15 protein-coding genes and 2 pseudogenes are annotated in these 13,601 nt (G+C 60.3%); 10 read left to right on the top strand and 7 right to left on the bottom strand.

Annotation, left to right across the window (positions count from 1 at the left end):
- Positions 1–38 precede the first annotated feature (38 nt).
- Positions 39–1,106: a DUF8606 domain-containing protein gene (locus XINFAN_RS20450; protein WP_124088701.1), complete on the bottom strand. Its 1,068-nt coding sequence runs from the start codon at positions 1,104–1,106 to the stop codon at positions 39–41.
- Positions 1,107–1,330: 224 nt separating this feature from the next.
- Here XINFAN_RS20450 and XINFAN_RS20445 point away from each other — a divergent pair, with 224 nt between their 5' ends.
- Positions 1,331–1,579 (top strand): hypothetical protein, encoded by a 249-nt coding sequence (locus XINFAN_RS20445; protein ID WP_124088700.1) that lies wholly within the window; start codon positions 1,331–1,333, stop codon positions 1,577–1,579.
- A gap of 142 nt (positions 1,580–1,721) precedes the next feature.
- Here the strand turns inward: XINFAN_RS20445 and XINFAN_RS20440 are convergent, their stop codons facing one another.
- Entirely contained in the window at positions 1,722–2,504 is a 783-nt protein-coding gene (locus tag XINFAN_RS20440; protein WP_124088699.1) for a hypothetical protein, read from the bottom strand.
- Positions 2,505–3,008: 504 nt separating this feature from the next.
- Here XINFAN_RS20440 and XINFAN_RS20435 point away from each other — a divergent pair.
- The 7 genes and pseudogenes from XINFAN_RS20435 to XINFAN_RS20405 all read left to right on the top strand — a co-directional run bounded on the left by XINFAN_RS20435 (position 3,009) and on the right by XINFAN_RS20405 (position 8,314).
- Complete coding sequence (locus tag XINFAN_RS20435; protein ID WP_124088698.1) at positions 3,009–3,542, top strand: helix-turn-helix domain-containing protein; 534 nt, start codon at positions 3,009–3,011, stop codon at positions 3,540–3,542.
- Between the two features lie 11 nt (positions 3,543–3,553).
- Positions 3,554–3,973 (top strand): hypothetical protein, encoded by a 420-nt coding sequence (locus XINFAN_RS20430; RefSeq protein WP_124088697.1) that lies wholly within the window; start codon positions 3,554–3,556, stop codon positions 3,971–3,973.
- 616 nt (positions 3,974–4,589) lie between these two features.
- Positions 4,590–5,144 (top strand): annotated as a pseudogene (locus XINFAN_RS20425) (integrase core domain-containing protein); the annotation flags it as partial.
- 403 nt (positions 5,145–5,547) lie between these two features.
- On the top strand, positions 5,548–5,907 hold the full coding sequence (locus tag XINFAN_RS20420) for a DUF488 domain-containing protein (protein WP_124088696.1): 360 nt from the start codon (positions 5,548–5,550) through the stop codon (positions 5,905–5,907).
- A 164-nt stretch (positions 5,908–6,071) separates the two neighbouring features.
- The gene (locus XINFAN_RS20415) at positions 6,072–6,305 is read left to right on the top strand and encodes a hypothetical protein (protein ID WP_124088695.1); all 234 of its coding nucleotides are present in this window, start codon (positions 6,072–6,074) and stop codon (positions 6,303–6,305) included.
- A gap of 193 nt (positions 6,306–6,498) precedes the next feature.
- Positions 6,499–7,515 (top strand): Dyp-type peroxidase, encoded by a 1,017-nt coding sequence (locus XINFAN_RS20410; RefSeq protein ID WP_124088694.1) that lies wholly within the window; start codon positions 6,499–6,501, stop codon positions 7,513–7,515.
- 1 nt (position 7,516) lies between these two features.
- The gene (locus XINFAN_RS20405) at positions 7,517–8,314 is read left to right on the top strand and encodes a family 1 encapsulin nanocompartment shell protein (protein ID WP_124088693.1); all 798 of its coding nucleotides are present in this window, start codon (positions 7,517–7,519) and stop codon (positions 8,312–8,314) included.
- 13 nt (positions 8,315–8,327) lie between these two features.
- Here the strand turns inward: XINFAN_RS20405 and XINFAN_RS20400 are convergent, their stop codons facing one another.
- From XINFAN_RS20400 to XINFAN_RS20380, 5 genes are read right to left on the bottom strand one after another with little or no spacing between them, the layout of a single operon-like run.
- Positions 8,328–9,278, bottom strand: a complete 951-nt coding sequence (locus tag XINFAN_RS20400; protein ID WP_124088692.1) for a DMT family transporter — start codon at positions 9,276–9,278, stop codon at positions 8,328–8,330.
- A gap of 52 nt (positions 9,279–9,330) precedes the next feature.
- Entirely contained in the window at positions 9,331–10,110 is a 780-nt protein-coding gene (locus XINFAN_RS20395; RefSeq protein WP_124088691.1) for an acetoin reductase, read from the bottom strand.
- Positions 10,111–10,124: 14 nt separating this feature from the next.
- On the bottom strand, positions 10,125–11,180 hold the full coding sequence (locus XINFAN_RS20390; RefSeq protein ID WP_160144683.1) for an FUSC family protein: 1,056 nt from the start codon (positions 11,178–11,180) through the stop codon (positions 10,125–10,127).
- Between the two features lie 7 nt (positions 11,181–11,187).
- Entirely contained in the window at positions 11,188–11,880 is a 693-nt protein-coding gene (locus XINFAN_RS22355) for an LrgB family protein (RefSeq protein ID WP_124088689.1), read from the bottom strand.
- The gene (locus XINFAN_RS20380) at positions 11,873–12,280 is read right to left on the bottom strand and encodes a CidA/LrgA family protein (protein WP_124088688.1); all 408 of its coding nucleotides are present in this window, start codon (positions 12,278–12,280) and stop codon (positions 11,873–11,875) included. The genes XINFAN_RS22355 and XINFAN_RS20380 overlap by 8 nt, the downstream gene beginning before the upstream one ends.
- Before the next feature lie 89 nt (positions 12,281–12,369).
- On the opposite strand from XINFAN_RS20380, the gene XINFAN_RS20375 reads away from it, so the two are divergent.
- Together XINFAN_RS20375 and XINFAN_RS20370 are read left to right on the top strand one after the other, a co-directional pair.
- On the top strand, positions 12,370–13,275 hold the full coding sequence (locus XINFAN_RS20375) for a LysR family transcriptional regulator (protein ID WP_124088687.1): 906 nt from the start codon (positions 12,370–12,372) through the stop codon (positions 13,273–13,275).
- A gap of 172 nt (positions 13,276–13,447) precedes the next feature.
- Positions 13,448–13,576 (top strand): annotated as a pseudogene (locus tag XINFAN_RS20370) (transposase); the annotation flags it as partial.
- Between the last annotated feature and the right edge of the window lie 25 nt (positions 13,577–13,601).

The following is a 13,601-nucleotide window of genomic DNA, read 5'->3' as shown; positions in this document are numbered from 1 at the left end:
TCATCGCACATGATGCGAGAGGCATACCGAGGCTGTTGCTAGGTTACACCGAACAATTGCTTCAAGCGATCAACTGTAGAGCGCCATTTCGGCGTGACCGGTTTGCAAACGGTATTCTGGTTCCCAAACATGCCGACTTCCTGGACCGCCTTGGTCGGTGGCAGCGTGTGCATCCATTCGACAGGCACGAAGTACTCTGCCTTCTCCGGATCGGTGGAGAGCGCGCGGTGATAGTCTCCTTCGAGGACATCAAGAGCAGGTTGGCCGTCAATCTCGAAGTCTGCGGCTGCAACTCGAGGTCCGGTGACACGCCCGACTCCAACGAAGCCCTCACCGGGAATCTTGACCCAGATGCGATCACCGGGCGCTAACATGCGAAGGGAGTTACTGTACCATGCTCCGCCGCCACCCGAGATGAACCCGTAACGGACAGCTTCGTCCCAAATACGCGAATGACTTGCGCCGAAGCTGACATAGAACTCGCCATTCCATGGTTCCTGTTCACCGCGAGCGGAGGCATTCGCGGCATGGACCTGTACCTCGCCCGGGTCGATTAGCCAGGCGCGGCTGAGCAACTGCTGGTCGCCATGGTTGAAAACCTGGAAGAAGAGCACGTTGATCGCCAGGCCGCGATCATTGAGGTAGTTCACGATGCGCTCACTGCTTGCGTCGAGGGTTGCTGCCACGATGACGATCTGATGGCTTTCGTTCAGCACCTCCTCGTCTAGGGGCTGACCGTATCGCGCTCGGAAATCTGTGGTCAGATTTCCACCGGGTCGGAACCTCTCATAGATCGTGTTGATGTCCGTCGCCTGAAGCTTTTCTAGCCAGGATGCGTAATCCAGGGCCTGCGCCACCACCTCGCGGGGCGTTCTGTCCCGCTTCAGCTCTACCAGCACGAGAGAGCCATCGGGAGCGATGGCCAAGAGATCGAGGCGTCCGCCATGGCCGGTTTCGACCTGTCGGCCGATCAGCATCCATTCTGATGACAGAATCCGTGGCTGGGTGATGATCATTTCCTCAAGGAGCTGCTCAGAAGGCAGTGTGCCGGGCGGCACTTCTCTAGGATCGGGTCCGATCGTCCAGACGACGTGCGAAATGGGCATGGATTTTCTCTTGGAGCAATATTTGCGAAAGGCTGCGTCGTGGGGTTTCCGTCGTCAACCCAGAATTCGACTTGCTCGTGCCCAAGCGCTTGGGGGTTGATTGGAGTAGATGCCATCGTTGCCGCTACTTGGCGAAATATTCGTTTCCTGAACTTGTGGTCGTTTCGCTCCATCCCCAGATTTGGCTGGTTGAAAGGAATCGCATACTACATAGGGAGGTTCTCATGGCGATTAATCGTAAGGGCACATCGAGCAAGGTCGCTTCGCTGGCGGCAGATACCCTGTTCAAACCGGGCTCCTCGCAGATTGCGCGCAAACTAGCTGGTTCGGCGCTGTCTCAGTCCCGCACCAACCGTCAAACCGGCGCGGAAATGGAGGATCTGGCCTCAAAGGTTCTGCGTAGCGACCGATACTCTGACAGGACGAAAGCGCTTGCGGGGTCGGTCCTGTCTCAATCGAACAAGAAGCGCTGACATCTGTCACGGCGAGCAGGGCGCAGACGCTACGTGTTGATTTCCAAGGGTTGAATGGTGAGCGCGAAGCGCTCACCATTCAATATTGCAGGCGCTGATCACAGGGATCACCCCTTCCCGAGCCGATTAGTGTATCGTCGGCTTACGCTGCGTCTTCGTAGCGGACGGAGTATGGCTTCATCGAGTGGACCGACTTCATGGAATAGTTGAACCGTGGGTGGAGCCTTTCCTCCATCCGGTGCCGACCATTCATCTGGAAGCCGAGATGCAGCATGGCGATGATCATATCCGTGTTTGATACGTAGTTGTGCCCGATCGCCACGTCACCGAAGAGCCGGAAGGGCGTTTCTTCGGCGCGATGCTTCAGGAAGTAGGCGCCTTTTTCTTGCGTGGTCTTGATCTTCTCGAGTCGGGACGCATAGGCCAGCGCGTGAAGGAGGCTGTCACGTTTCACAATGTCCGTCACCTTGGCGCGAGACTCGCTGATCCGCTTGCGCCAGATTGCTGACCGGACATTGCCCTGCATGTGCACAGGCACGCCAGCCAGCTCATTGCGGATGTGTCGGTTTTCCGGCCAGAGATACCTGTTGCCATAACCCATGTCATTGATCTCCGGATCTCGTGATGCTTCCTTCACCATCACGGTTGTCGCGAGGATATCGTAGACGCTTCGTGCCGGCACCGTGAGATCCCGAGAGCTGGCGAAGTCTGCCGCCGCTGGGAAAGAGAGACTGATCTCATGCTCGCGATCTGGAGCCGCTTGCAGCTTCTCCCTGAAACCAGTGGCGGTTTGAAAGCCAAATGCACGCGCAACGAACTCCGGGCGGAGGCTGGGCGCAATACCTGGCAGATGGAGTGCCTCTGCCTTTTTCAAGGTAGGCAAGTCGGCTGCGGACAGGTGAAATGGAATGGTGGCGTCGATCATGCTCATCTCCAAGGCCGTGATCGCCGGTTAGACACGACCATCGAGTGAGAGATCGAGGTCAGGTGCAGTATCAGGAGATGAAGGTTTCAGCCGGCGACAGCTACGGGGTTCACCCTTGGAATTTGAAGGTAGTGGTCAGCCGTAATTATTGCAACATCATCTTCGATGAGCTTGTAGGCCCGTGCTTTCGACGAACCTGCGCAGGCTACTCGGTGTGGCGCCTGCCGAGAAGAGGCGCTATTCAAGTGAGAGAATCCGGATAGTTTCGGGATTCATGGTCATTTCGCGATGGCAAATATTTGCCCCCACGGGTAGGTGTAGATTTCGGTCCACCTGGCCCAAGAAGCTGAACAGCTAAGTACCATGATCCAGTCAACGGGTTATCCCAGTCAGCGGGATACCGGGATATAGGTGGGCCAGAAACTGCACACCGCCAATCCCTCGGCGCGCCTTGTTCCGAGGAAGTGTGGCTCGTAGATCCAATGCCGAAAGGAGGCGCGAGCCATGTCCCAGAAGAAGACACCGCCACAAAAGGCAGAAGCCGCCCCGGCGAAGCGTCAGAAGTCCTCAACCGAAAGGATCTTCGGCCCTGCCGTGATGAGCCACGGATTTACCGGGGTTCCGAACATCCTCGTTCGGGGCCAGAAGCGCCTTGGGTTGAACACGGCCCAGTTCAACATTCTGGTTCAGCTGCTGAGCTACTGGATGGATCCGGCAAAGCCACCCTTCCCGTCGAAGCGGAAGCTGCTGGAGCGTCTGGAGATGTCTGAGACGACCTTGCAGAAGCACATTCGTGACTTGGAGGCGCAAGGGTTTCTGAGGCGTGAGCAGCAGACGACAGCGGCGGGGGATTTTGGGTCCAATATCTATCATCTCGACGGCTTGGTCAGGAAGTTGAAGAAGCTTGCCCCGGATTTCGACGATGAGCGGGCTGAACGTGAGGCCGCGCGTCAGAAGACCGAGCGTCCAAATGCCCGCGCAAACGCCCGGGCAGTGGCAGCCAGGCAGCGTACCTCAGCTGCAAAGACCGAGGGCTGACACCCATGTCAATGACCCCGATCCTGCACCCTTCGGGTGCCCTCGCTTTCGGACGGCTGCTTGAGATGCGTGCGCCGGGCATCATCCTGCCGGCCGGTGAGATCCGCCTCTTTCATGGTCGCCACAATGGCCCCAATCGTGGTTTCGGTGCCGAGCACATCTGGGCTGAGCACGAGCGCGAAATGGTCGCCGCCGGATTTCTCGATTTTGATGGGGTGGCGGGCTATGTTGCGACGATCATCCGCGAAGGCACGCCCGTGTTCTTCGGTGATCACAGCTGGCGGTCTCTTCGGGTGATGGCGGTCCGCTCGCGGACGGGGACAGCCATTGTTGAACACCGTGCGCCGCGCGGCGAGGACGCGCACTGGTCAGTGATAACAGCCTTCTCCGGAACGAAAACGCACGGTACCCGTGTGGGAACCGTGCGTTGATCGATGTGCTCGCAGTAGCAGCGCGTCCTTAGCTCAAGGGGTCGGACGCCACCTTAACGTGTCCTGCAAATGGTCCTCTTGGCAGAACCATCATCCAAATGGGCGGGGCAATATCCAAGCTGACCCGGCCCAAGATGCTCTTTATGGCACAGCACAAAGATAGTGGTTGGGCGCAGAGAGTCAAGGATCGCGGTGCGTACGGAGGTTTAAGGCAGGTTTCGTAGCCACATGCCTGACCACTCCACTACTCTGGCTGCCACGCCCGATCTGCCCAGTGCTTCTCATGACGTCGCACGAACTCGGTCATCGCCGCAACATTTGCCTCAGGGCTCAGGCATGCGCGAGGGCAGGTTGCGACAACTTCCTGATAGAATGGTCGGGTGACCGAGAGGGGGCCGACAAAGTTGAGGATCAGGTCATCAAGACGATCTGCTATCCGATCGCCACGGGGAACCATGACTATGCTAGGCGGCGTCCCAAAAGTATTGATCAGGATATATCGCCAGCTCGGATCGGCAGCGCCGGTAATAGGGAGCAGTTCCCAGGGATTTGCATCTCCGCCACCAGAAATCTCGGTATAAAGGTCCTCAAGCGCCTGCGGTTTCCGCGCGATCAGCACGTATGGTTCGCCTGCGGGCGGCGCTTCCGGGTGCTGAACGTGGTGGACGATGTCACGCGGGAATGCCTTGCCGCGATCCCTGACACTTCAATCTCGGGCCGCCGCGTGGCGCGCGAACTGACGGTCCTAATCGAGCGCCGCGGCAGGCCCGGGATGATTGTCTCGGACAATGGCACGGAGCTGACCTCGAACGCGATCCTGAGATGGTGCGTCGAGCAGAAGATCGAATGGCATTACATCGCGCCGGGAAAGCCAATGCAGAATGGCTTCGTGGAAAGCTTCAATGGTCGAATGCGGGACGAGTTCCTGAATGAGACGCTGTTTCGCAACATCGCCCACGCGCGCGATCTGATCGCCGAATGGGTCACCGACTACAACACCGAACGGCCGCACTCGGCCCTCGGATACCAAACCCCAGCAGGTTTTGCCCTGCATCTGGCAACCGCAATCACCCGTCCCGCTGCGCAGCATGATAGCTCCGCGCGCCGAGTAATTGCTCAACACACGCCGAAGGGCGTAAATGACCAGCGGACTCCGGTCGCGGCTGGATGAAAGTTCAGTGGCAGGTCACTGTGAAATGCTTCATGCATCGCGCCGCGGCGATTGTCTGGCTTTCCGTCAGTTGGGCATGTGTCACGCAAAGCCACTTCGGTGTGACTAGAGATGTTCAACTCCTTCCTTACTCATACTTCGATCATTCAACATGAATATCTTCTGGTCGAGCGGTGAATGGTCGGGCCTGTGGAAGGAGCGACAAATGCGAAGGCGAGTGGTAGGAAGGAAAGATGTTCATTCTGAATACAGAGTATCACAGGTGGTTCAGAATTGTGTACTTTGGTATGCTGTCGAGAGAGGCGCGGGCATCGCGCAGCGCCCGTTGAACTGCATCCGGCACCGCGCCGGGGCAGGCATATCTTGGCCGATGCCCTGAGATTCGATATCGGAGGAATCAGGAATGGCCGATTTTGAAATTTTCCTCGCACGGGTCTACGATCCGCCAGAGGCAATGACCGGCGCGCGTCTCCTGGTGGACAGGCTCTGGCCGAGAGGCGTTTCCAAGGCGCATCTTCAGCTCGACGACTGGCCCAAAGATGTGACCCCGAGTACGACGCTGCGCCAATGGTTCCATGCCGACCCCTCTCGCTGGACGGAGTTCCGCGATCGTTATGAGACGGAACTGGCGGCAAACTCCGGAGCTGTGGAGCATTGTCTGAGCTGGTGCCGAAGGAGCCCGGTCACGCTTCTGACCGCTGCCCATGATCGCGACCACAACCACGCCGTCGTGCTGCGCGACTGGCTGCAAGCCAGGCTATAGGGCCGAGTTCTCCGATAGAGTGTTTCCATTCAGCTGGATTTTGCCGAACCGAAGTCTTTGAAGTGTGGTCAGCTTGCTCCTTTCTGGAATTTCTCTTGGGAGGTCGGCTTCAGGGCCTTAATGTTGTTCTACGTCGTTTTTGCCCTGAATTGACAGGTGAAGGCATGCCCGCGACCGAAGAGTTGAGAGCCCGTATTGCTGATCTTGAAAGAGCACTGACCGAATACATCATACGTTACGGTATGACCGACGCAGCACGCCGGGTGATGATGAGCGCTGAGAGTTCAGACTTCCTCCCTGATCCGCCGCCGTCTGGCCGCCGTTCCGAAAACCGGTGCGGAGAGGGTGGTCTGGCGTTTGGTAGCCGGCGCTCCGACTGGTACAGTGACGAGGATTGAGGATAATTGATGACCCTTGCACCTGCCATTTCGCATCGGACCGGAGATTTATCGGTGGAGTGGGGATTGCGCTATCCGACCCGGGGCCAACTTCCGCTGATCCGCCTGCCTTTTCGGGTTCCTCAGGCTCAACCGGGCTTTGTTTCTCTGAAAGATGAAATTATATCCTGACCTCAGAGTCATAGGAGTTGCGATGCAGCCCGCAATAAGCCAGCCCGTCGATGGCCCGCTGACACGAAGCGCGATTTTCGTCACCCTGACGCTGGCGGAGGGCGATGATGCTTTGGCAAGTTTGCGCGGACTGCTTGGTGATCTGCCCTCGCTGGTCAAGGCGGTGGGCTTTCGCAGTTCGGAAGCCGGGCTGACCTGTGTCGTGGGAATCGGCGCAAACCTGTGGTCCCGGATGGCGCCGGGGGCGGTTCCGCAGGGGCTCCATCCCTTCCGGGAGATTGCCGGCATCCACCATGCGCCCGCGACGGCGGGGGATTTGTTGTTTCATATCCGCGCCGCCAGGTCCGATTTTTGCTTTGAGCTGGTTTCCCGCATCATGCGAAGGCTCGCCGCTGTGACCTCGGTCGAGGATGAGACGCAGGGCTTCAAGTATTTCGATAACCGTGACCTTCTGGGATTTGTCGACGGCACCGAGAACCCGCTTGGCCGCGATCTGACAGAGGCGGTGATGATCGGCGACGAGGATCCGGTCTTTGCTGGCGGCAGCTATGTCATCACCCAGAAATACATTCACGATATGGCGCAGTGGGAAGCGATGCCCGTGGAGCAGCAGGAACGCGTCATTGGTCGCCAGAAACTGTCCGATGTTGAACTCGCCGATGGCGAAAAGGCAAGCTACGCTCATAATGTCTTGACCAATATCGAAGACGAATCCGGACGACAGCTGGAAATCCTGCGCGACAACATGCCGTTCGGCAGCCCCGCGAAGGGTGAATTCGGCACATTCTTCATCGGTTATGCGCGCGAACCCGGACGCATGGAAACCATGCTCCGCAACATGTTCATCGGCAAGCCTCCGGGCAATTACGACCGTATCCTCGATGTCAGCGCTGCCGTGACGGGATGCCTGTTCTTCGTCCCATCTGCGGATATGCTGGATGTGATCGCGCGGGGCGGAAAACTGGTCCTACCCGAAGCTGCACCTGAGCCGGAGCCGGACCGCTCGCTTGGCCTTGGGTCATTGAAACAGGGGAACTGATATGGACAATCTTCATCGCGAACTGGCCCCGATCAGCAATGCTGCCTGGGTGCAGATCGAAGAAGAGGCGAAGCGCACGCTGAAACGGTATCTGGGCGCGCGCCATGTGGTCGATCTGCATGGCCCGAAGGGCTTCGATCTCTCCGCAGTTGGCACCGGACATCTCAGCCCGACCCCTTCGCCTGTCGAGGGCGTCCAGTTTGCGCGGCGCGAAGTGACGCCGCTGATCGAATTGCGGGTGCCGTTCGAGCTGACGCGTGCGGCGATTGACGATGTGACGCGCGGGTCGAACGATTCCGACTGGCAGCCCCTGAAGGATGCCGCCCGCAAGATAGCGCTTGCCGAGGACCGGCTGGTGTTTCTCGGCTATGCCGAGGCGGGCATAGAGGGGATCCTGCCCTCTTCGAGCAATCCGGCCATCGCGCTGCCCAAAGATGTCGCGGACTATCCCGAAGCGGTGGCAAGCGCCGTCACCTCGCTGCGCCTTGCGGGCGTGAACGGTCCCTATGCGTTGGTTCTGGGAACAACCCCTTTCACCGAAGCCACCGGTGGTGCCGAGGACGGATACCCGGTTGTGCGCCACCTGGAGAAGCTGCTCGACGCCCCTGTGGTCTGGAGCGAGGCGCTGGAAGGCGGCGTAATCGTGACCACCCGCGGCGGCGATTTCGACCTCTGGCTGGGGCAGGACATTTCCATCGGCTACCTCGCGCATACCGCCGATACGGTAACCCTTTACCTGCAGGAAAGCCTGACCTTCCAGATGCAGACATCGGAAGCTGCGGTTGCGCTTATGGGTTGAGCAGACCGGGCTTTCAGGAATTGTGAGGCGGCTTCGTTTCTCCTGCGCGATGCGCCAGAATGGCGGCGGCAGGCTTTTCGCCGCCGAGCGGTGCGGCCCACGGACGGCGGTGATGCCGTTCCCGGATGATCGTCAGCGCGCCAGAGGCAAGGATGAACAGGCTGCCCACCAGCATCGTCCTGTCCGGTCGCAGGTTGAACAACAGATCATCGAGCAGGATCGCCCAGATCATCTGGCCGTATTGCGTGGCGCCGACGAGTGTTGCAGGGGCCATCACCGAAGCTTTCGTCGTCAGAACATTGGCAAGCGCCGCAAGCAGGCCGTAGCCGGCCAGCAGGGCAAGCTGCCGCAGATCCGGTATCACGAAGTCGCGGATGCTCAGGACACCACAGATGAGGACCGCTCCCAGCAGGCCCGCTCCGACCTGTGACACCTTCTTCTCCCGGTCGCCGAGCGCGCGGAACACCACGATCGAGGTCGCCCCGCCGAGCCCGGCGAAGATCGCGCCGAGATGGCCGATGGACAATTCGCGAAATCCGGGCCGAAGCACGATCAACACGCCCGCAAAGCCGATCAGGATCGCGAGCCACCGTTGCAAGCCGACCTTTTCCTTCAGAAAGAAGATCGACATCAGGGTGACGAAAGCCGGTTGCAGGAACATCAGAACCATGGCCTCGGACATCGAAAGATGCGTGAAGGCCGTGACCGAGCCGATCACCCCTGCCGGATAGGCGAGGAAGCGCACCAGCCAGAGAGGCCGGTTCACGCTGCGAACCATATCCGTCACCCGGTCACCCGGATGGAGCAGAAACGGCAGGATCAGGAGCCCGAACAGCGCGCCGATAAAGGCCGACTGGATGGGCGGGATCACCCCGGCGATCAGTTTCACACTCGCATCGCTGAGCGAGAACAGCGCGAAGGCGGCGAAGCCGAGCGCCACGCCCTGTATGGTTCTGTCCGGCATGGTGGTTCCTTGTAGATTGTCCGGCGCGACATCGCGCGCCGGACGGGAGCGCTCAGCGATAGACGATACCGCCATCGGTCAGGATGGCCTGTCCGGTGATGTAGTCGGAATCGTCAGAAGACAGGAAGGCGACCAGCGCCGCGACGTCGTCGGGGGTCTGGGCGCGGCCCAAGGCGATACCGTCCACATATTTCTTGTAGGTCTCGCCCTTCGGTGTGCCGGTCAGCTCCGAGAACCGCTCGTCAATCTCGACCCACATGTCGGTGCCGACGATGCCGGGGCAATAGGCGTTCACCGTGATCTGATGCGAGGCATATTCCTTGGCCGCCGCCTGGGTCAGGGCGCGCACGGCGAATTTGGTTGCCGAATAGACGCCCAGCAGCGCGAAACCGTCATGGCCCGCGATGGACGAGGCGTTGATGATCTTACCCTTGTGGCCGCGCGCTCTGAACTTCGACGCCGCCGCCTGGATGCCCCAGACCACGCCGTCGATATTGATGCGGTAGATCCGCTCCAGATCCTCGGGGCGGACATCATCCAGAGGCTTGACCTGTGCGATGCCGGCATTGTTGATGATGACATCGAAGCCGCCCAGTTCCCGTTCGGCGTGATCGACGGCGGCGAATACCTGATCGCGGTTGCTGACATCGGCGGTGAAGGTGGTGGCCTTGACGCCGAGCGCTTCGACCTCGGCCTTTACGGCCTCAAGCTTGTCTGCCTTGATATCGACAAGCGCAAGATTGGCGCCGTCTTTGGCGAGGCGCAGCGCGACACCTCGACCGATGCCCTGGCTCGCGCCGGTGACCAGTATGGCTTTGTCTTTGACGGACATGGTTTATCCTTTCGTCATGAGGGGTCAGGTGAGGATACAGAGGGGCGCGAACGGTTCTGTGACGCCCCGGAACCGGCACGCGCTGGCAGGATTGCGCTCAGGATACGCAGAGGCGAAATCACCGACAGCCATTCCGCGTCGACGGGTCCGGACAGCGGCTGATCTTCGCCGGATGGCGGAAGGTCCGCTTTCCCGGAGGCATGTGCCGCGAGCGCCCTGATACGGTCTTCCAATCCTTCCGGCGGTGTATGACCACGCAAAAGCGCCTCATGGAGCGCGTCGACCAGCAAAAGGGCGGCGGCGCAGGCGCGGATCGCGTCATGCTCGCTCTGATCCGCAGCTCCGGTGACCGGCCCGGCGGCAAGGCGTCCGCGCAGCGACCAGCGCGCCGAGTAGCGCGCTGCATCGGCCCCTGCGCGCAGTAGCGCAAGGTCCTCCTGAGTTCGCAGCATCAGATTCAGCGCGGCATTGGCCCGGCGCGGATCAGAGAGCCGCAGTGCTTCGGCGGCCGCGTCGAGGCCGGTGCCGATCCGCAGCAACAGATTTTGCATGGTGCTGTCGATCTGGCGCAGGGGATCCGGCGTCAGCAGGACCTGACTGAACACAAGGCCGACGCCCGTGCCCACAAGAACATCCTGCATCCGGTGCCAGCCCGCGTTCTCGGGTCCCATCGCCAGAACCAGCACCGCCGAGACACCGGCCTGGATCGGCACGACGGCGGGCAGGCCGAAAGCGGAGGCGATCAGGATCGAGCACAGCACCGCGCCAGACATACGCAGCAACGCCAACGTTCCGGCCGCCATCAGGTGATCGGGCACCAGAAGCGCAAGTTCGCCGGTCAGAATGCCGATGGCCACGCCGAGCATCAACCCAATAGCCTGACGCCCGTGATTGGGGAGGCCCGGTGCAAGACAGACGATGGCCGTGACGATAGCGAAAACCGGATGCGTATGGCCAAAGAGCCATCCCGCCAGCAGCCAGGCAAGTGCGCCCGCGATGGCTGTGGCAAGCGCGTCCCGCCAGGCCGCGACAATACGATCAAAGGGCAGACGAAGGAGATTTGTGTTCATCCCCGGCTCATCCCGGCAATAGTGCGACCAGCGGGGCCGCCAGCACATTCAGGAGCCCGACCAGCACCATGACCAACCCGGCCACAGCGCCCTCGGTTGCGCCGATCTGATGGGCTCGGGCGGTGCCGGCGCCATGGGCCCCCAAGCCGAACAATGACCCACGCGCCAGCGCCGTGGCAATGCGGAACCGCGCCAAGATCAGATCGCCCAGCACTGCCCCTGCGATGCCGGTGATCACGACGAAAACCGCCGTCAGGTCGGGAATGCCACCGATCTCTCCCGAGACCTCCATCGCGAAAGGGGTGCTGACCGAGCGTGGCAGAAGACTGAGCCGGATTGCTCCATCCAGCCCGACCAGAGCCGCAAGCCCCCAACTCGACAGGATGGAGACTACGCTGCCCACCAGCATGCCGACCAGCAGCACCGGCCAGTGACGCCGGATCAGGCCGCGCTGTTCGTAGATCGGGATGGCGAAAGCCACGGTCGCCGGGCCAAGCAACAGGACCAGCCAATGAGTGCCGTCGATATAGTCGCGATAGCTTTCGTGAAACGAGACAACCACCATCATCAGCAGAAGCGGCGTCACCGCAAGCGGCATCAGCCACCAGCGCGGCCAGCGGCGATAGATCCGTTTCGACAGCCAGTAAAAACCGATGGTCAGGCTGGACCAGAGCAGAATATGGATCAGGGACTCAGGCATGACCCGATGCCTCTCTGTGGCCAAGGTATTTCCAGCACCGATCCACAGTGAACGCGGTGGCAAGCATCACCAGCGCAGTGCTGGTCAGGATCACGAAAAGGATCTTCAGCCCGGTCAGACCGAAAAGCTCGGGGTGATCCAGCACCGCTAGCACGGCCGGAACAAAAAAGAGCAGCATGTCCGACAGAAACCAGCCGGCGCCGCGCCGTATACTTAGGCTGCTGATGCGCCGCATGATCAGGAGGAAAAGCAGCAGGCCTAGCCCGATGATCCCGCCCGGCAGTGGAATGCCGCCGAGCCGGGTCACTGCCTCCCCCAGAAGCCAGAAAGCGAAGACGGTCAACACCTGCGCAGCGGGGTGATGATGCAGAAAGCGGGCGGTCCGATGGCGAGCGGTCATGGCGAAATCCTTTGAACCCAACATAGGGCAGGGCTTGTCATTCTAAAAATGAATTGATTGAATTGAGTGTATTCCAAAGGAGACTTGTTATGGATTTCCGCCCGTTGCGTGCTTTCGTCGAGGTCGTGCGACAAGGTGGCTTTTCCAATGCGGCCAAGACCGTCTTTGCCACCCAGTCCACCGTCAGTAAGGCGGTGAAGCAGCTGGAGGACGAGATCGGCCTGCCGCTTTTGGACCGGATCGGACATCGCAGCGTGATGACGCCTGCCGGTGAGGTGGTCTATCGCCGGGGATTGAAACTGCTGGCTGATCGGGATGACCTTCTGGCCGAGCTTGACGAGATCAGGGGCGTACGGCGGGGCACGTTGCGCCTCGGCCTGCCGCCGGTGGGTAGCAGCACGGTGTTCGCGCCGCTCTTTGCCATCTACCGTCAGCGCTATCCGGGCATCGAGGTGCGGTTGACCGAATATGGCAGTGACCAGTTGGGTGCGGTTTTGCGCGCGGGCGAGATCGATTTTGCCGGTGCTTTGCTGCCGGTCTCCGGGGAGTTCGCGTACCAGCCGGTACGCCGTGAACCGATCGTCGCCCTGCTGCCGCCGGATCATCCGCTGGCAGAGGCGCAGTCAGTTTCGATGCTGGATCTGAAGGAGACGCCCTTCATCCTGTTTGATAGTGGTTTTGCATTGCACCGTATGGTGCTCGATGCCTGCAAACGCTCAGGGTTCGAGCCGGATGTGGTGGCCCGAAGTGGCCAGACGGACTTCATGGTCGAACTGGTCAGCGCGGGACTGGGAGTCGCCTTCCTGCCCCGGATGATTGCCGCCCAGCATCGGATGCGGAGTTTGAATGCGGTCCCCGTGAATGAACCCGATGCGGAATGGAACATGGCAATGGTCTGGCGTGAGGGTGCCTGGCTCTCACCAGCTGCCCAGGCCTGGTTGGATCTGGTCCGCGAGATACACGGGGAGCCGGAAACTCCCAGAAAGCCTGTATGAACCAGGTCCTTTGGCTTGAGGGAGCTTACAGGGTCCCACCAATCAGATGCCATGCAATTCAATACGTGGCCTCGTCGGGAACCAGTAAGTCAGGGTGATCTGCTGCCGGTTTCGTGGACACGAAGATAAGATCGTGACCAATGAACTGGAGTGCAGATATGACTAGGCGGAGTTCAGCCGCGAGTTCAAAGTTGAGGCCGTGAGGCTGGTGACGGACCGGGGCGTTGCAGTAGCGCAGGCGGCCCGAGACCTCGAAGTTGCGAAGAGCGTGCTGCGTCTCTGGATGCGGCGACTGAACGCCCCCATCGTCTCAGCCGCTGCGGTCG

Source organism: Pseudogemmobacter humi, from assembly GCF_900609055.1.
GTDB classification, from domain to species: Bacteria; Pseudomonadota; Alphaproteobacteria; order Rhodobacterales; family Rhodobacteraceae; genus Pseudogemmobacter; species Pseudogemmobacter humi.
The sequence above is the reverse complement of the archived record's forward strand: the minus strand, read 5'-3'. Positions and strand labels throughout refer to the sequence as shown.